Source organism: Vreelandella sp. 21 (assembly GCF_050995515.1).
Classification (GTDB): domain Bacteria; phylum Pseudomonadota; class Gammaproteobacteria; order Pseudomonadales; family Halomonadaceae; genus Vreelandella; species Vreelandella alkaliphila.
Map to the genome: position 1 here is coordinate 2,351,856 of NZ_CP194673.1, position 17,260 is coordinate 2,369,115.

At 52.2% G+C, this 17,260-nt stretch carries 17 protein-coding genes; 10 read left to right on the forward strand and 7 right to left on the reverse strand.

Going from position 1 to position 17,260, the window contains the following annotated elements; genetic code table 11:
• Nucleotides 1-14: 14 nt before the first annotated feature.
• The 9 genes from ACN06F_RS11080 to ACN06F_RS11120 all read left to right on the forward strand — a co-directional run bounded on the left by ACN06F_RS11080 (nt 15) and on the right by ACN06F_RS11120 (nt 6,151).
• The gene (locus ACN06F_RS11080; RefSeq protein WP_038485504.1) at nt 15-557 is read left to right on the forward strand and encodes a KdsC family phosphatase; all 543 of its coding nucleotides are present in this window, start codon (nt 15-17) and stop codon (nt 555-557) included.
• Nucleotides 557-1,129, forward strand: a complete 573-nt coding sequence (gene lptC / locus ACN06F_RS11085) for an LPS export ABC transporter periplasmic protein LptC (RefSeq protein ID WP_174412721.1) — start codon at nt 557-559, stop codon at nt 1,127-1,129. The genes ACN06F_RS11080 and lptC overlap by 1 nt, the downstream gene beginning before the upstream one ends.
• An 8-nt stretch (nt 1,130-1,137) precedes the next feature.
• Complete coding sequence (lptA, locus tag ACN06F_RS11090) at nt 1,138-1,641, forward strand: lipopolysaccharide transport periplasmic protein LptA (protein WP_038485507.1); 504 nt, start codon at nt 1,138-1,140, stop codon at nt 1,639-1,641.
• Between the two features lie 78 nt (nt 1,642-1,719).
• Nucleotides 1,720-2,445, forward strand: a complete 726-nt coding sequence (gene lptB, locus ACN06F_RS11095; protein ID WP_095603314.1) for an LPS export ABC transporter ATP-binding protein — start codon at nt 1,720-1,722, stop codon at nt 2,443-2,445.
• Between the two features lie 105 nt (nt 2,446-2,550).
• The gene (locus ACN06F_RS11100; RefSeq protein ID WP_433923906.1) at nt 2,551-3,966 is read left to right on the forward strand and encodes an RNA polymerase factor sigma-54; all 1,416 of its coding nucleotides are present in this window, start codon (nt 2,551-2,553) and stop codon (nt 3,964-3,966) included.
• Between the two features lie 97 nt (nt 3,967-4,063).
• Nucleotides 4,064-4,372, forward strand: coding sequence for a ribosome hibernation-promoting factor, HPF/YfiA family (gene hpf, locus ACN06F_RS11105; protein WP_009721972.1), 309 nt, complete (start codon nt 4,064-4,066; stop codon nt 4,370-4,372).
• A 4-nt stretch (nt 4,373-4,376) separates the two neighbouring features.
• The gene (gene ptsN / locus ACN06F_RS11110) at nt 4,377-4,847 is read left to right on the forward strand and encodes a PTS IIA-like nitrogen regulatory protein PtsN (RefSeq protein ID WP_038485517.1); all 471 of its coding nucleotides are present in this window, start codon (nt 4,377-4,379) and stop codon (nt 4,845-4,847) included.
• A gap of 74 nt (nt 4,848-4,921) precedes the next feature.
• Nucleotides 4,922-5,836 carry an RNase adapter RapZ gene (rapZ, locus tag ACN06F_RS11115; protein ID WP_038485520.1) on the forward strand — a complete coding sequence of 305 codons (915 nt, stop codon included), beginning with the start codon at nt 4,922-4,924 and terminating at the stop codon, nt 5,834-5,836.
• A 45-nt stretch (nt 5,837-5,881) separates the two neighbouring features.
• Nucleotides 5,882-6,151, forward strand: a complete 270-nt coding sequence (locus ACN06F_RS11120; protein ID WP_038485523.1) for an HPr family phosphocarrier protein — start codon at nt 5,882-5,884, stop codon at nt 6,149-6,151.
• A gap of 71 nt (nt 6,152-6,222) precedes the next feature.
• Here the strand turns inward: ACN06F_RS11120 and pmbA are convergent, their stop codons facing one another.
• Nucleotides 6,223-7,563, reverse strand: a complete 1,341-nt coding sequence (gene pmbA / locus ACN06F_RS11125) for a metalloprotease PmbA (protein ID WP_433923907.1) — start codon at nt 7,561-7,563, stop codon at nt 6,223-6,225.
• 96 nt (nt 7,564-7,659) lie between these two features.
• Here pmbA and yjgA point away from each other — a divergent pair, with 96 nt between their 5' ends.
• On the forward strand, nt 7,660-8,181 hold the full coding sequence (gene yjgA, locus ACN06F_RS11130; RefSeq protein WP_038485529.1) for a ribosome biogenesis factor YjgA: 522 nt from the start codon (nt 7,660-7,662) through the stop codon (nt 8,179-8,181).
• Between the two features lie 94 nt (nt 8,182-8,275).
• On the opposite strand, the gene tldD is transcribed toward yjgA, so the two are convergent.
• Genes tldD through mreC form a run of 6 tightly spaced genes read right to left on the reverse strand, consistent with a single transcriptional unit; the run spans nt 8,276 to nt 17,254 of the window.
• A complete protein-coding gene (tldD, locus tag ACN06F_RS11135; RefSeq protein WP_038485532.1) occupies nt 8,276-9,730 on the reverse strand; it encodes a metalloprotease TldD in 1,455 nt (484 codons plus the stop codon).
• On the reverse strand, nt 9,730-13,641 hold the full coding sequence (locus ACN06F_RS11140; protein WP_433923908.1) for a YhdP family phospholipid transporter: 3,912 nt from the start codon (nt 13,639-13,641) through the stop codon (nt 9,730-9,732). Before ACN06F_RS11140 ends, tldD begins: the two co-directional genes overlap by 1 nt.
• Complete coding sequence (rng, locus tag ACN06F_RS11145; protein ID WP_433923909.1) at nt 13,641-15,104, reverse strand: ribonuclease G; 1,464 nt, start codon at nt 15,102-15,104, stop codon at nt 13,641-13,643. The genes ACN06F_RS11140 and rng overlap by 1 nt, the downstream gene beginning before the upstream one ends.
• Nucleotides 15,105-15,163: 59 nt before the next feature.
• Complete coding sequence (locus tag ACN06F_RS11150; protein WP_038485541.1) at nt 15,164-15,775, reverse strand: Maf family protein; 612 nt, start codon at nt 15,773-15,775, stop codon at nt 15,164-15,166.
• A gap of 52 nt (nt 15,776-15,827) precedes the next feature.
• On the reverse strand, nt 15,828-16,316 hold the full coding sequence (gene mreD / locus ACN06F_RS11155; RefSeq protein ID WP_038485544.1) for a rod shape-determining protein MreD: 489 nt from the start codon (nt 16,314-16,316) through the stop codon (nt 15,828-15,830).
• A complete protein-coding gene (gene mreC, locus ACN06F_RS11160) occupies nt 16,316-17,254 on the reverse strand; it encodes a rod shape-determining protein MreC (RefSeq protein ID WP_038485547.1) in 939 nt (312 codons plus the stop codon). Before mreC ends, mreD begins: the two co-directional genes overlap by 1 nt.
• Between the last annotated feature and the right edge of the window lie 6 nt (nt 17,255-17,260).

Here is a 17,260-nt window from a genome sequence, read left to right on the forward strand (position 1 = left end):
AATACGGAGGCTTCATGGCCCTACCTGACGCTCTACAAGACCGGATTCGCCGCGTAAAATTGCTTGCCATTGACGTTGACGGCGTACTTACCGATGGCCGCCTCTATTTTCAAGCTGACGGCATCGAAATCAAAGCGTTTCATACCCAAGATGGCCACGGCCTCAAACTTTTGAAACGCGTCGGAATCCATGTTGCCTTAATTACTGGGCGTGATTCCCCCATGGTCAGCCAACGTGCTGCGTCGTTGGGAATTACCCATGTGTATCAAGGGTGCGAGGATAAACTCACTACGCTACGCGCGCTTTGCCAACGCCTAGACATCACGCTTGAGCAGGTTGCTTATTGTGGTGACGACCTACCAGACCTTGCTCCAATTAAACGTTCTGGCGTAGGCATCACCGTCCCTAATGCTCCTGATTATATGCATACTCACGCTGACTGGATCACCGATCGGCTTGGTGGCCACGGCGCTGTACGTGAAATCTGCGATACCTTATTGATGTCTCAAGGCCATTGGGATGCTGTTTTAGATACGTACCTACACGGCCAATCGTAATGCGCTTTTGGGTTAAAAAACGCATTTGGATAACCATCATGGTGTTTGCCTTAGGTGGCGTACTGGTATGGCTGGATCCACGCGGCCCTCAAGACCAATCAATCGACGCAGAGGCTCGTGCTCAAGAGCCCGGCCATGTACTAGAGAATGCAGAAATTACTCTGTTTGGTGACACCGGAGCCATCCAGCAGTCGCTGACGACGCCACGCTTAGTTCATACCCCTCAAACGGCGATGACAGATGTCCTCTCCCCCAGGGCGACACTATTTGATAGCGAAGAGCGTCAATGGCTAGCGACGGCGGAGACCGGCACCCTAAATACTGACACGCAGGCGCTCACGCTAGCTGGTTCAGCCCAATTACTTGCACCTGATGAGGGCTGGCAGTTGAATACTGAGTTATTACACTATGATGGCATCACCCGTCATGCTTGGAGCGATGCCGAAACCATACTTCAGCAACCGCCCCAGCGCATTGACGCTTCACGTATGGATGTATGGCTGGATGATAGCCAGATCCGCTTAACCAATAACGTGCGCGGCGTTCACCCGCCTGCCACTCGTTCTCAGTAGGAGTCGCGATGAACGTTCTTATTCGCACGGCACTCTTCGTCATTGCGCTACCCATTTCAGCGGCAGCGCTACCGGTTATGGCACAAAGCCAAGCCCCCGTAGAAGTAGAGGCTGACCGTTTAGATCTCGATCAACGCGCAGGCACCGCAGTGTATTCAGGCAACGTCGATATTCGGCAGGGCAATATGCAACTGCGCGGCGATCGCGTTGAGATTCAGCGCAACGATGCTGGCGAGCTATCGCGTGCCATTGCAACCGGTGGACGAGCCTACATACGTAACCAGCTCGAAGACCAAGCTAGCCCAATGGAAGGCTGGGCAAAACGTATTATTTATCATGTTGCCGAGCGTCGGGTAGAGCTCATTGACCAAGCGGAACTGACCCAGCAAGCAGATCGCTTTGAAGGTGGGCGATTAGAGTACTTTATCGACCAAGGTGTGGTTCAGGCGCGTTCTGATGTTAGTGGTGGTGAGCCACAACGTATCCGCATGACTCTTCAGCCGGAACAATAGGAGTGTCCAGTGGCGACCAATAACGCAGAGCCCGCACCTCAAACCACAGCCTCAGAATCAGCATCAGAAACCGCGCCGATAAAAACACTTTATGCCCAACACTTAGCTAAAAGCTATAAACGCCGCCGTGTCGTTAAGGATATTAACCTAGAGATATCTCAAGGCAGCGTGGTAGGGCTACTAGGCCCCAATGGCGCAGGCAAAACGACATCGTTTTATATGATTGTCGGCTTGGTTAAGTCTGATGCGGGAAAGGTTGGCATTGATGAGCTTGATTTAACCCATGCCCCCATGCACGAACGTGCAATGGCTGGTATTGGCTACTTGCCTCAGGAAGCCTCTATTTTTCGCAAACTTACCGTCGCCGACAACATCATGGCAATCCTGGAAACCCGCAAAGAGCTCGATCGTAGCGCCAGGGAGCAGCGCCTTGAGTCGCTACTGGAAGATTTTCACATCACGCACATTCGTGACAACTTCGGCATGAGTCTTTCGGGCGGAGAGCGTAGACGTGTTGAGATTGCCCGCTCCCTCGCGACCGAGCCTGCCTTTATCCTGCTTGATGAGCCGTTTGCCGGCGTTGATCCAATCTCAGTGGGCGATATTAAAACGATCATTCGAGCCCTCAAAAAGCGCCATATCGGCGTGCTGATCACTGATCATAACGTCAGGGAAACACTGGATATTTGCGATATTGCTTACATTGTAGGTGACGGCCATATCATCGCCAGTGGCCCCCCTCAGGAAATTCTCAACAACCAGCGGGTAAGAGACGTTTATTTGGGGGCTGATTTCCGCTTGTAAACAGCCATCTGTAGAAAAAATAGTAGTGGTGGCATACTTATTGCACTTGCACCAAGCCATAACTCGCACTAGGGTGGAGCTTTCTGATTAACGAGCGGTTCTCAGATGGTCATGAAAGCTTCTCTTCAATTGCGTATCGGTACACAGCTGACCATGACACCTCAGCTGCAGCAGGCCATCGCCCTGTTACAGCTATCAACGCTGGACCTCCGTCAAGAAATTCAGCAAGCACTTGATGCCAATCCAATGCTTGAGCAGGAAGATGAGTTCGGCGAACAGGCCGTTAGTGAACACCAGGAAGCTGAATGGTCCGAAAGCATTCCTAACGAACTCTCAACTGACAGTGACTGGTCAGACACTTATCAAGACCTTGGTAGCCATGGTGCCAGCAGCGAGGGGCCTGACTTTGAGCGTCAAGCCGCTGGTCAAAGTTTGCATGGCCACTTACTTTGGCAACTCGCCATGACAGATTTTTCACCACGCGACCACGCCATTGCTGAAAGCCTCATCGATGCACTGGATGCCAACGGCTACCTAACCCAGCCTCTCAATGACATTCGCGAAGGACTTAAAGCCCAAGGGCATGAAGGCCTTAGCCAGCGTGAAGTTGAAACAACCTTGCTTCGTCTTCAACAGTTTGAGCCCACCGGTGTATTTGCTCGCGACCTGCGGGAGTGCTTAATGCTGCAGCTCGCCTCACTACCGGAAGATACACCGCTGCTTATGCCTGCCAAGCGGTTAGTGCGTCAATTTCTGGAAGCGCTTGGTAAGGATGATGTGCGTTTGCTAAAGCGGCGGTTAAGTCTAGATGATGAGCAGCTTGATGATGTCATCCGCTTGATCCGCAGCCTTGATCCTCGCCCAGGAAGTGCCTTTGGCGACACTGATGACAGCTATGTAACGCCAGATTTAGTCGTACGCCATGACCACGAAGGATGGCACCTGGAGCTAAATCCTGAGGCATTGCCGCGCTTGCGCATTCAACCTGACTACGCAAGCCTGATCAAACGGGCTGACAAGAGCCAAGATAACCAATTTTTAAAAGAGCATCTCCAAGAAGCTCGCTGGCTCATCAAGAGCCTTTCAAGTCGAAATGATACGCTACTGCGGGTGGGCCGAGAAATCATAGCTCGCCAGATAGGCTTTCTGGAACACGGCGAAGAAGCCATGAAACCGCTGATTTTAGCCGATATCGCAGACGCCGTAGAAATGCATGAATCCACTATTTCCAGGGTCACCACCCAGAAATACATTCATACTCCGCGCGGAGTGTTTGAGCTCAAATACTTCTTTTCAAGCCAAGTAAGTGGCCAGGACGGCGGTGACAGTCACTCCAGCACCGCCATCCGCGCTCGAATCAAAAAACTGGTGCAAGATGAACCGCCCGGGAAACCTCTCTCAGACAGCCGCCTCGTGGCGCTATTGGAAGAGGGTGGCATTAATGTGGCAAGGCGAACGGTGGCCAAATATCGCGAGTCGATGGGTATACCCTCTTCAAGCGAACGCCGCCGTTTACGCTAATAAAACAGTGCTAACGAACAAAGTCTGTCTAAGGGCTTTGCAATAGCGCAAAAAGGGTTACAATCGAAGAACAGTCCGATGGATAAGGAGCACGTCAATGCAAGTAAATATCACTGGTCATCACGTAGATCTGACTGACGCCTTGCGTGACTATGTAAATGAGAAGCTGGAACGCGTTGAGCGCCATTATGACAATATCACCACCGTACAAGTGACCTTATCTGTTGAAAAGGAGCGCCAGCAAGCTGCCTGCACCCTGCATGCTGCAGGTGCCGATCTACACGCAGAAGCATTAGACAACGATATGTACGCTGCGATTGATGCACTAGCGGACAAAATTGATCGTCAACTCGTTAAACACAAGGAAAAAGCACAAGCTCGCGCCCAAGGCGCTGGCGTGCGTTAACTCAATGACGTTGGAAACTATTCTTCCCCCGGAGCGCGTGCTGTATGACGTCCCCGGGGGCAGCAAAAAAAGGGTGCTGGAATTTTTCAGCACCTTTATTGCGCAAAACACGCCAAGCCTAGATAGCCAAGAAGTCTTCAGCCGCCTGATTGGTCGTGAGCGTTTGGGTAGCACTGGAATAGGCAACGGCGTTGCTATTCCTCACGCCCGTAGCCCTCACTGCAGCTCGCCTATCGCTGGTTTTTTAAAGTTAGCTGAGCCAGTAGATTTCGATGCTATTGATGGCGACCCCGTCGACCTTGTTTTCGTACTTTTAGTGCCCGAAGAGGCGGACGACACGCACTTAGCCTTATTAGGGCAAGTGGCGTCCATCATGAACAACGTTGACACACGTCAGCAGCTTCGTAGAGCGGCTAGCCAACGTGAGCTATTGGACCTTATTACAGCAAAAATTCGTGAACAACCTGTTACCTAAATGGTCCACCGCTAGACACTGCCTACTAGTTTAACGTTTACCTCCATTTTTATTGGCATGCCAAGAGAAACTCTATGCAACTGGTGATCATTAGCGGCCGTTCAGGGTCCGGTAAATCTATCGCCTTACAAGCGTTAGAAGATCTTGGCTATTGTGCCATCGATAATTTGCCCGCCATGTTACTCGGCTCCCTTGTGGATGAGCTTCGCGAGCAAGGGGCACGCCCTCAACTAGCGGTAAGTATCGATGCGCGTAATTTACCAGCTGCGCTAAAGCAGCTGCCAAAAATGCTTGAATCTTTGCGTCAGAAAAGCATTCACTTCCAGGTTATCTATCTAACCACCGATGCGCGAATTCTTCTTGAGAGATACTCAGCCACGCGTCGTCGCCACCCTCTTACGCGTGATAGTGACATGACGCTTGAAGAGGCCATCAATAAAGAAGAAGAAACCCTGCTCGACATCCGTGATCTTGCCGACCTGATGATCGACACATCGCGTCTGTCGGTTCATGACCTGCGCCGCCGAATAACGGATCAGGTTGCCCAACAGCGTGAAGATAGATTAACGCTGACACTAGAGTCATTTGGCTATAAACGTGGCGTCCCACTTGACGCTGATCTCGTCTTTGACGTGCGCTGCTTACCAAATCCCTACTGGGACCCTACGCTGCGCCAATACACTGGGCGTGACGCGAACATCATCAACTTTCTTAAGGGATATCCCGTCGTAGAAGAAATGCGCAATGATATCCAGACATGGTTGGAAAAGTGGCTACCCGCTTACCAAAATAGCCAGCGCAGTTATATGACTATTGCTATTGGCTGTACCGGCGGGCAGCACCGTTCTGTCTATATGGTGGAACAACTGGCACAAATGCTGGTGAAACAAGCGGGAGAGGTTCAACTCCGTCATCGTGAGCTAGGCCTGCAGTACACCCTAAGTGAACAGCAGCCCTCCACATCCGAGCCTTCAACAAACGCGCAATAAGCAACGCCTTTTCTTCACGACCCCACTCGGCTAAAAGGAACCAGAGTGCCAGAAAGAACCTTAACACTCACTAATCAGCGCGGCCTTCATGCTCGTGCAGCGACAAAACTCGTCAAGTGTAGCCAACAGTTTTCGGCCAACATTCACGTTTACAAACAACAGCAAATGGCTGATGCGGCCAACATTATGTCGTTATTGATGCTGGCCGCCCCTTGTGGCACTGAACTTAGAGTCCATGCGGAAGGCGACGACGCCGAACAAGCACTAGAGGCCATTGAAGCACTATTCGACGCACGTTTTGACGAAGAGCACTAACATCAGTGAATACCACTGACATCATTAAAACAGCATCAGCCAACGTGTTAACTGAGCTGTTAGCTAAGGTGTTAGTTACCAGCGACGGTCATTGCATCAATTAGCCAGCTACCCGTGTGAATACTGCCACGGGTATCGATGTCATCACCGACTGCGACCAAGCCAGCAAACATGCTATTCAAATTACTGGCAATAGTGAACTCCTCGATAGGGTGCTGTATTTCACCATTTTCAACCCAAAAGCCGGCAGCACCTCGCGAATAGTCGCCAGTCACGCCGTTAACCCCCTGTCCCATTAGCTCAGTCACCCAAATGCCACGCCCCATCTGCTTCAGCAAATCATCTCGGGGCGTCAGCGGCGCTAACAAACGTAAATTGCGTGCCCCACCTGCATTACCTGTAGATTGCATACCTAAACGCCGCGCACTGTAAGCAGACAGCATATAGCTAGCCACACTACCCTGATCAATAAAGCGATTGTTGCGAGTTTGAACGCCTTCAGCATCAAACGGCGAGCTAGCCGTCGCACCCACCTCCATAGGCCGCTCTTCCAAGCCAAACCAGCTCGGGAATAGCTGGCTACCTAAACGATCACATAAGAAAGAGGATTCGCGATAAAGCGCCCCACCTGCCAACGCCCCCATCAAGTGACCTACTAAGCCGCTGGAAAGTGACGGGTCGAACAGCACCGGAAAGGTACCTGTTGGCGGCCGTTGAGCGCCTAACCGACGTAGCGTGCGTGACGCCGCTTCGCGGCCAACCTCCGCGGGATCTCGAAGCATGGCGGGATTACGTGCCGAGGTATAATCGTAATCGCGCTGCATGCCCTTCTCATCCTGTGCAATCAGCATGCAGGAAAGTGAATGACTACTGCCTTTCTGGGTGCCGAGGAAACCGTGGCTGTTAGCGTAAACTCGCACTCCCTCACCACTGGATAGCGAAGCGCCTTCCGACTGATGAATTCCCGCAACATCACGCCCCGCTTTCTCACATGCCAGCGCCAAATCGATTGCTTCATCAGTCGTCAACGACCATGGATAATGCACTTTAAGGTCAGGTAGGTCAGTTGCCATTAGCGACGCATCTGCTAACCCTGCGGCAGGGTCCTCCCCCGTATAACGGGCAATTGCCAGGGCTTTCTCTACCGTGGCTTTAATTGACGCGCTGCTGGCATCGGTAGACGAGGCGCTGCCCTTGCGCTGCCCAACATATAGCGTAATGGCAATTCCTTGATCACGTGAAAGTTCGACAGTTTCCACCTCTCCAAGACGCACGCTTATCCCAAGGCCTTGATCTACACTAGCGCCGACTTCAGCAGCATCTGCGCCTAATTTTTTTGCCAGCGCAAGCGCCTCTTCAGCACGCCGGGTTAACAGCACCTGCTGGGCCGCTGCATCAAATGCTTGTGCCATTTTGGCCTCCTTTTCGCCTGAATCGCATTGGCGGATCAATGTTGTGGTCGCAGCCTGATATAATGCTGCAAACGAAACTAATTAGTGAGTTCTAGTATGCCTAAGCAACGCCCCGAACCCCTCGATATTGATGAACAAGAAGAGCGCCCTAGTAAGTCTCAGCTCAAGCGGGAAATGCATGCTCTCCAGGCGCTTGGCGAAACGCTTATCGCGATGAAACCAGCCGAGCGCGCAAAATTCCCGCTCTCTGACGACATGTTACGCGCCATAGAAGAAACCTCTCGCATCCGCTCCCATGAAGGCCGCCGTCGCCATATGCAATATGTGGGCAAGCTTATTCGCAAAGAAGACCTTACTGCCATACAGGGTGTCTTCGACGCTATCGAGCAGGAAAAAGAGCAGCGCGATCATGCCTTTCACCGGCTAGAAAAATGGCGCGATCGGTTAGTCGAAGAAGGCGACAGCGCTGTCGATCTATTTATGGCGGAATACCCTAACGCTGACCGTCAGGTAATACGACAACTAGTGCGCAATGCGCGTAAAGAGCGTGAGCAAAGTAAACCACCGACCAGCTCGCGCAAGCTGTTCAAACACTTACGCGATACGCTGGCACTCTAACCCCTATATGTCTCAATGACTGGGCCATAAAGGCTAGTTCATAAGGACCAAGTCATTAAGACCAAGTCATCAAGACCAAGTGATGACAATCAAGTCACGAAGACTGAGTGCCGCCGACCGTCAGCTCATCCAGCTTAAGGGTGGGCTGACCGACGCCTACCGGCACACCCTGCCCCTCTTTGCCGCAGACACCGATACCTGTATCCATTTCCATATCATGGCCAATCATTGAAACACGCCCCATTGCCTCAGGACCGTTGCCAATCAAGGTAGCCCCTTTAACAGGCGCAGTAATTTTGCCATCTTCAATGAGGTAGGCTTCGCTGGCTGAAAAAACGAACTTGCCTGATGTAATATCGACCTGACCACCACCGAAACTGACCGCATAGATACCGCGCTTAACGCTTTTGATAATGTCGGCAGGTTCATCTTGGCCTGCCAGCATGACAGTATTGGTCATACGCGGCATCGGCAAATGGGCAAAAGATTCACGCCGCGCATTACCCGTTGGCGCCATATTCATTAACCGTGCATTAAGCTTATCTTGCATATAGCCAGTTAAAATACCGTCTTCAATCAGCGGCGTGTATTGCCCTGGCGTGCCTTCATCATCCACGCTTAACGAACCACGGCAATCAGCAACGGTAGCATCATCGACGACCGTCACACCTTTCGCCGCAACACGTTTCCCCATCTGCCCTGCAAACGCTGAACTACCCTTACGATTAAAATCGCCTTCAAGCCCGTGGCCCACCGCTTCATGAAGCAAAATACCTGGCCAGCCAGCGCCGAGAACAACCGGCATTTGACCAGCAGGTGCATCGACTGCCTCTAGGTTAACTAAGGCTTGGCGAACAGCCTCTTTCGCATAGCGTTCCGCTACGTTCTCATCTCGCAGCCTGGACATGGAGTAACGACCGCCGCCCCCAGCACCGCCTCGCTCTCGCCGACCATTTTTAGCCGCGATAACACTCACATTAAAACGGACTAATGGGCGGATATCTGCCGCTAAGGTGCCATCACTGGCACGCACTAACACCACTTCATAAGTGCCTGACAATGAGGCGCTCACTTGGCTAATACAGGGGTCAGCTGCACGCGCGATGCGGTCTGCTTCTTTTAACATTGCCACTTTTTCGTCAGCAGTAAGCCCCGCCAACGGATCAAGTCCTGCATAACGACCGGCAGCGCTGACAGCCACTACCGGCTGCCCAGGTAACTGCTTACCACTACGCACAATGCCCGCTGCTGTACGGCCAGTATCCATTAGCGCATCTGCGGTAATTTGATTGGAGTAGGCAAAGCCTGTCTTTTCACCTGCTAAGGAGCGCACACCAACGCCGCCATCAATGTTATAGCTGGCTTCTTTTACTTCACCATCTTCCAACACCCACCCCTCTTGCCAAGTACGCTGGAAGTAGAGATCGGCATAATCAATACCGGCCCCCAGGGCATAAGACAGCCCTGTATCAAGGGCATCCAAATCCAGGCCACTTGGTGTCAACAAAATGGAAACAGCGGTATTTACATCGCTCTTATGTGCGGTCATTAAGGGCCTTCTAGAGTGATCTGCGGCGACGTCCACGGACCTCGCACGCGATAGTGAATAGTGGTTGCTTGATCTAACGCGCTACCAAAAAGCTGGTCCGCTACAAAAAGAGCGCCACCTACAATCGGAGCACCTACGGCTATGGCTGCGAGAGGCAAGCTTTGGCTAATAGGTAGTGTGACGCCTAGTCGCTGATCAAGTTCACGTTGTATAAGATTGACGCTTCCCGTCAGGGTTAGCGTGGTAGATGGCGCTTCAATGGAAAGTGGACCGCGCAGCAGTAATTGACCCGCGGCGACATCTGCCGTGCCATGCACCCGATCAAATGCAGTTCCTTGTCCCGTCACGTCCGAAAAATCGAAACGCAAACGACGCAGTATATTGTCAAAATTAAGCAGACCAACCAAGCGAGCCGGTGTAGATTCCAGCGTCACAAAGCGCCCATCACGTACATCGGTACGAATATCGCCTTCCGCCCGACTTAATTCAAATTGCCAGGGAGCGCCTGGCCATGCCAGCGTTGCGCTAACATCCGTGGAACGGCTGCGCATGGCTATTGGCTGGCCTAGACGCTCTAACGCAGTGCCCACATCACCACCTTGTATAGAAACATCAGCGCGGGTATGGCTATTGTTAGCGTCGCCTTCCCATACCAATTCTCCGCGGGCAGAGAGCTGCCCTAATGTCAGACCGACCGGGGAAAGAGTAAAACGTTGGTCCTGGCTTTGCCAATAAGCGGTTAACGGTCCAAAACGTCCTTCGCCAACGCCAATATCGGCTAGTCTGAGCCGGCCATCCGGCAACTGGTTAAGCCATTCTGGTATAGCAGTTGGCGTGGCGTGCTGAGTTTCGACAGCATCCATCCAAGAGCCTGGTGTCGGCGCACTGCTGTCATGCGCTGCAGCGGGCATATCAAATAGCCGATCTACTTCCAGCGACGAGATAGCGATATCAAGCGGCAGCGCGCTACCGGGCTGATAATTCACTCGACCTGACACAAGGTCACCGCTTAACTGCATAGCCAAGCGCTTTCCTTCAATATTGCCTGTCGCTTCTAAGCGACCAAAACACGCATCACGGAAATGCACGCAAGGCGTACTAAGCATTACTGATATTGGCGTATCCTCACTATCGCCATTCGACGAAGATGACGCCTGCATCAACGGTGACAACGCCTCCTGCCAGTCATCAAGAGGCAACTCATCAACCTGCGCGACAACGCTCCAGCCTGGCTGTGTTGGCCAGCCACTCGGTGCGGCAGCACTGCCTAGAGCAACCACTCCTGCCAGCTCATCATGATCAAGCTGTACGCGAGCATTAACGATGTCGGCTAACTGTGTTGTTAAGCGACCACTGCCGAAGTCAGCGCTTAACCGCCATGGCCATGGCTGTTCAGCGGACTTGCTAAATGGCGCTGGCAACCTGCTTGTAATACCAAGCAAGCGGCTTTCAAGGACGATCGATGGTGATGGCTGTAGGTTGACCTGCCCACGCCACTGGGCACGCCCCTCAAACAGCTGGCGAGCTTGCTCAGCGGGAATATTGGCCAGTTGAAATAAAGTGGCGACATCAATATTCCCGCCCAAGGCAATACCGTCGTCCGGAACATTGATATCCGCTTCTATGGAATTACCTGCCCACAGACCCGAGACATGCCCGAGCAAAGCGCTTTTTTCGCCGTGCTGCTGCCACGTCATCTCCCCCTGAATATCTTCTAGCGGAATGTCGACAGGCTGAAAAGCAAGCGTTGTGAAATTTGGTCGAGCATTAATCTCCAGCGCCAATGAGTCCGGCGCGCTCAGTGGTAACGATAAAGCGATGTCACCCTCAACCCGGCCCTCTGCACGAACATCGTTAAGCAGAGGCAGATCAATCTCAGGCATCGCCTGGAGAAACGCCAGCAGTGAATCACTATCACTGCTGACACTTCCCGACAAATTAAGCGTCTCATCAGCCATCTTTAGCACCCCATCAGAGACGTCAATGCCCTGGCTTTCAGCATGCTGAATAACCGCCTCCAACACCTGATCCTTCCAAACCAATCTGCCCTCGATCTTCTCAAGCATGGGCCACTCAGGCGCGATAGGTAATCGCCCCTGTGTGACAGAGAGGGCCAACGTGGAGGAAATTTGATCTGCAAACTGACTTTCTGAACCAGCCTCTTCCCCAGTAAAGGGAAAGCTAAGCTTAAGCGAGCCATGGGGAACAACACCGCCTATATCGGTTAATAGCCACTCACGAAGTTCAGGCTCAAGAGCTTTAACAGGCAGCCACTGAGAGAGCGGGTAATTAAGCGCATCAACATTTGCAAACGCAATATCAAGCCCAAACTGGCCGCCCTGTTCCCCCGCAATCAGACCAAAACCCCCACTCACCTCGGCACCATCCCAATCTAGGCGTAGATCCCTACCACTGATCATGGTGCTCGGGCCGTCATACACCCACTCCACCACACCCTCGGCATGGCCCAACAGCATGGGTGATTCAAACAATTCAGGAAAATTAAGCGAGCTGCTTCCAGCACTGTTAAACGTTACTCTGCCGCGAAAGTCTCTTGCCTGTACCCAAGCATCTAACGGGCCACCTCCTGGTGCTTGCTCCCAAGGCAGCACAGCCACATTGGTTAACGCCGCATCAACCCCCCAATGGCCTTCATGCTGACCTAAACGCAAACCTTGGACCTGACCACGGGGTGATAGTGTTTGTAACACTCGAGTAAGCGATTCAGGCAACAAAATATAGTCGCGCCAAGCCGCCAAAGAAGCCAGCTCAAATGCGCTGGTGCGCACCTCCCATCGATCAGGCTGGTGGGATAAGTACCAATGCCGCGGTAAGGCTGGGCCACCACTTCCACCTTCTGGACGCGCCCACTCGACGTTTTCAGCATCACCACTAAGCCATGCTTCGCCGCCCTCACCGTCTCGCCGCCAAAGGCCATTGGCCTGAATGTTTTGCAGTACGGCGTATTGAATCTCGTGGCGCAGGGTCAACTGTGGAACATCGACAGCCAAGCGAACCTCATCTAAGCGTCCTGCATGCCAGCGACCCCACAACGTAACCTCGCCTCCCATTTGCTCTAGGGAAGGCATGCGATCGGAACGTAAAACAGCGGCTAGTGCCACTAGATGATCCAGTTGCATGTCCAATTGGAGCGCCGCTGAAAAATCACGGAAACCCTGCTCTCCAGGCTGCATCTCCACGTTCATCGCAATGGCCGGCAGCGTTTCTTGTGCTTGTGCTTCTTGAGTCTCCTTTTCTTGAGACCCTGTTCCTTGCGAATCCACGCTTTGAGATTCTAAGATCGTGACGGCACCCTCCAAGCGCGTTCGCCGCTTATCGCCATTGAGCAGCAAGGTAGGCGCGTGCAAGGTGACGGCCTGTTGGCTTCCATGCAGCACCAGACGAGTATTATCTACCCACAATCGCTGGCGAAGAATAAGACCTGCCCAGGCGTCCAACGCCGCTAAATCAACAGTAGGCTCCTGAGACATAACGATCGGCAGCTCTGCTGGTGCAGGCCAGCCCCAAGCAGCGTCTCGCTGCTGATATAGATGAAATTCAAGGCCTGTGATGCGCGCATCATTAAATACGGGTGCAATACTTCTCAATGTCGCCCAACCATCAAGCCGTAAATGCGCACTTTCAAGGGATACTAATTGCTGCCCGTCAGGCGTCGCTGAATGCACACCTTCCAATTGCAAAACAAGATCGTTACGCGCCAACGACAGCGATAGGTGCTCGATAGTAACGGGCACCCCCACACGGGCCTCTAATAACGCTTCTATTTTCGGTGTTAGTAGGCTGGATTGGCTAATTAATAAGCGTGCCAATAATAGAAAGACAGCAAGACCTCCTAATAACGAGGCGATCGCTACTAGGCACCATCGAGAGAATGAACGTAACGCTATCATTACATTAGTACGATGTCGTACTGTTCTTGGGAGTAGTGTTGCTCTACTTGAAAACGAATGGTTTTATTAATAAACGTTTCCAGGTCGGCGACCGCCGCAGATTCTTCGTCCAACAGTCTGTCAACTACCGGTTGAGAGGCAAGCACCATATACGTTTCGGCACTGTAGGCACGCTCTTCGCGCAATATCTCGCGAAAAATCTCGTAACAAACAGTTTCAGGCGTTTTCAACGTCCCGCGCCCACTGCATGTTGGGCAAGCCTCGCACAAGGTTTGCTCCAGACTTTCCCGCGTGCGTTTACGGGTCAACTGCACTAAACCCAGCTCAGTCACTCCGGTGCACTTCGTCTTCGCATGATCACGCTCTAGCGCTTTCTCAAGCACGCGTAACACTTGGCGCTGATGCTCTACATCCACCATATCGATGAAGTCGATAATAATGATGCCGCCAAGGTTGCGTAGCCTTAGCTGACGGGCAATCGCAGTCGCCGCTTCCAGGTTGGTTTTAAAAATCGTCTCTTCAAGATTACGATGACCGACATAACCACCGGTATTAACATCAATCGTGGTCATCGCTTCTGTCGGGTCGATAACCAGATAGCCACCGGACTTCAACTGAACCTTACGCCCCAGTGCTTTTTGAATTTCATCTTCAACGCTATACAGATCAAAGATGGGTCGCTCGCCTGGATAATACTCGATACGGTCTACCGCATCTGGCATAAACTCTTCAGCGAACTCGACCAGTTTGACAAAGTTCTCGCGGGAATCGATGCGCACTTTTTCAATATCATCGCGCATGACATCCCGTAATGTACGCATAAATAACGGCAGGTCATCGTAGATCACACTAGGCGACGCCGCCGTTATTTTACGCTCACTGACTTTGCGCCAAATACGCAGCAGGAAGTACATGTCACCCGCCAGCTCTTCATTACCGACCCCCTCTGCCGCTGTGCGCACGATGAAGCCACCGGTTACCTCAACGGTCTGCTCGTCAATGCCCTTATCGAGCAGCGCTTTTAAACGCTCCCGCTCTCGCTCATCTTCAATGCGCTGAGACACGCCATGATGGGGAGAGTCAGGCATATAGACAAGATAACGTGAAGGAATCGAGAGATGGGTAGTGAGCCTGGCACCCTTGGTGCCAATGGGATCTTTGGTCACCTGAACGACAAGCGCCTGACCTTCATGTAGCAACTGACCAATAGTCTGCTGCTCATCATTAGGCGTCCCTGATGGCATTACCTCATGGGCATGAATAAACGCCGCGCGCTCAAGGCCAATATCAACAAAAGCAGCCTGCATACCAGGCAGTACACGCACTACTTTGCCTTTGTAGATATTACCTACAATGCCGCGCCTACGTGAGCGTTCAATGAGCGCCTCTTGTAAGACACCATTTTCCACCAGCGCAACGCGAGTCTCCATTGGCGTTAAATTGATGAGGACTTCACCGCTCATGCAAAATTCCTTATTGAGTCACAGTATCCTTGCCAACACAGCAGGCGGCGAAATGGCGGTTAGCTCTGCTGATAGCAGCCCGACCAGATTGGCACCCCTTGCTGGCACAACAAGCGTGTTGTTTCATAGAGAGGCAGCCCAACAACTGCTGAATGGCTGCCCTTAATTTCTTCAACAAACACAGCGGCTAAACCTTGGATGGCGTATCCTCCGGCTTTATCTACCGGCTCACCAGTTTGCCAATAGTCAGCTATTTCCTGCTGACTGATTACGCGCATCTTGACGACCGTTGTCACACAACAAGAGAGTACACCCTTGGGGCCAGCCACAGCGACCGCTGTTAATACATTATGACGACGCCCTGACAGCTTCTTAAGCATAACGGCTGCATCATGCTCATCAATTGGCTTGCCTAATATCTGATCATCAATCACCACGGCCGTATCTGAACCCAGCACAGGAAGGGCTGTTCTTGAAACAGCCGCTTGCGCTTTCGCACTCGCCAAGCGCTCCACATAAGCTTGCGCAGATTCACCCTTGAGCGGCGTTTCATCTACGTCACTTGGCATGACCTCGACCGCCACACCTATCGATGCTAACAACGCCTTACGTCTAGGCGATGCCGAAGCAAGGCATAACACAGGCGGCGATGCAGAACGTGAACTATCCATTACAGCAACTCCGGCAGCTTATTAAATGCTCAGCCGCATGAACTATAAATCATTACACGCTAGCTAAACGCTGTTCGAGCGCTTTAAGCATGGTAGACCACCAGGGCCACAGAACAGCACTGATCAGTGATGGAATCAAAAAAGACAAATGGATTGAAAAATCCCCCGTCAGCGTGCGTAACCACTGCTCAATCAACTGCACCAAGCCTAATAAGACCAACACGAGAACAGACTGCTGTACTAAAGAGTAAGCACGAAAGCGCGGGTAAACCAGGGCGCATAAGAAGGCCAACAGCGACAATATCAGAGCATGCTGACCTAACGCGGTACCTTCGATCAAATCCATCAGAATGCCGATAACAAAGCCATGAAAAACACCAACTCTATCCGGTGTTCGCATGCACCAGTAAATCAGCATTAGCCCTATCCACTCAGGACGGTATACCTGCCACCCCTCTGCTAAAGGCATCACTTGCAAGCACAATGCAAGCACAAGCGTAAACCATACAAAGATAAGTGATACGACTGGCGTCTTAGCCATTACTGCACCTCTCGTGCAGCATCCTGCTGCAAACCAATACGCTGGGCAGCGTGCAGTGCAGCGGCTGAAATTTCCATACCCTCTCCCCAAATAGTATCCTCTATCTCTTCACGGGGCGGCGGGAACAGCAATAAGAAGTGACGTGAACGCTGCAACTGAGCAGAGGGCTCTGCGGTCACTTGAGCGAAAGGCTGACCTGGGTCGTGATAAACGTCGGTGACCCTAGCAACGGGATGGCCTGGCGGGAAGCGTCCTGCCAACCCTGATGTGGTCAGCAGATCACCTTCGCGAATGTCTGCTGTATCCGGCACATGCAAAACCTTCACGCTTCCATAACGACCAGCTCCCTGCACAATAAATCGCAGGCCATTACGGTTCACCTGAACAGGCAATGCATGGCTCGCATCAGCCAGTAACAGAACGCGGCTTGAATACGCCGACACAGCGGTCACTTGCCCCACTAAGCCAAAAGCATCAATCACCGGCTGACCGACATAGGCACCATTTCGATGCCCCCGGTCAACCACCATCTGATGACTAAAAGGATCATTATCTAGCGACAGTAGCTCAGCAGTTATGTACGGAATATCTCTACGCTGAGCTGCCTTCAGAAGATCACGTAATTCGGCATTCTCCGCGGTCAGATTAGCCAACCGCTGACCACGATGTGAAAGCGTCAAAATTTGCTCACGCAGGCGACGATTCTCATCGACGAGCGCTTGCTGGTCAGAAAGCGCAAGCGCGCCCCAGTTAAGTAGATCGCTAGGCACGCTAACGACCCACTGAATTGGGGCAACAATCATCGTCATTTGGGCACGCACATCTTCCATGCGGGTAAATCGCTGATCGGCAAACATTAAAATGCTTGCCAATAGCACACAGAAGAATAGCCGATACCCTGGCAATGACGCGTGCGAAAATAGCGGTTTAATAGGCAATCCCCC

What these genes read in the sequence shown, in the direction of transcription:
- ACN06F_RS11080 (WP_038485504.1), top strand. Translation starts at nt 15, where the DNA reads ATGGCCCTACCTGACGCTCTACAAGACCGGATTCGCCGCGTAAAATTG.
- lptC (WP_174412721.1), top strand. Translation starts at nt 557, where the DNA reads ATGCGCTTTTGGGTTAAAAAACGCATTTGGATAACCATCATGGTGTTT.
- lptA (WP_038485507.1), top strand. Translation starts at nt 1,138, where the DNA reads ATGAACGTTCTTATTCGCACGGCACTCTTCGTCATTGCGCTACCCATT.
- ACN06F_RS11100 (WP_433923906.1), top strand. Translation starts at nt 2,551, where the DNA reads ATGGTCATGAAAGCTTCTCTTCAATTGCGTATCGGTACACAGCTGACC.
- hpf (WP_009721972.1), top strand. Translation starts at nt 4,064, where the DNA reads ATGCAAGTAAATATCACTGGTCATCACGTAGATCTGACTGACGCCTTG.
- ptsN (WP_038485517.1), top strand. Translation starts at nt 4,377, where the DNA reads ATGACGTTGGAAACTATTCTTCCCCCGGAGCGCGTGCTGTATGACGTC.
- rapZ (WP_038485520.1), top strand. Translation starts at nt 4,922, where the DNA reads ATGCAACTGGTGATCATTAGCGGCCGTTCAGGGTCCGGTAAATCTATC.
- pmbA (WP_433923907.1), bottom strand. Translation starts at nt 7,563, where the DNA reads ATGGCACAAGCATTTGATGCAGCGGCCCAGCAGGTGCTGTTAACCCGG.
- yjgA (WP_038485529.1), top strand. Translation starts at nt 7,660, where the DNA reads ATGCCTAAGCAACGCCCCGAACCCCTCGATATTGATGAACAAGAAGAG.
- tldD (WP_038485532.1), bottom strand. Translation starts at nt 9,730, where the DNA reads ATGACCGCACATAAGAGCGATGTAAATACCGCTGTTTCCATTTTGTTG.
- ACN06F_RS11140 (WP_433923908.1), bottom strand. Translation starts at nt 13,641, where the DNA reads ATGATAGCGTTACGTTCATTCTCTCGATGGTGCCTAGTAGCGATCGCC.
- rng (WP_433923909.1), bottom strand. Translation starts at nt 15,104, where the DNA reads ATGAGCGGTGAAGTCCTCATCAATTTAACGCCAATGGAGACTCGCGTT.
- ACN06F_RS11150 (WP_038485541.1), bottom strand. Translation starts at nt 15,775, where the DNA reads ATGGATAGTTCACGTTCTGCATCGCCGCCTGTGTTATGCCTTGCTTCG.
- mreD (WP_038485544.1), bottom strand. Translation starts at nt 16,316, where the DNA reads ATGGCTAAGACGCCAGTCGTATCACTTATCTTTGTATGGTTTACGCTT.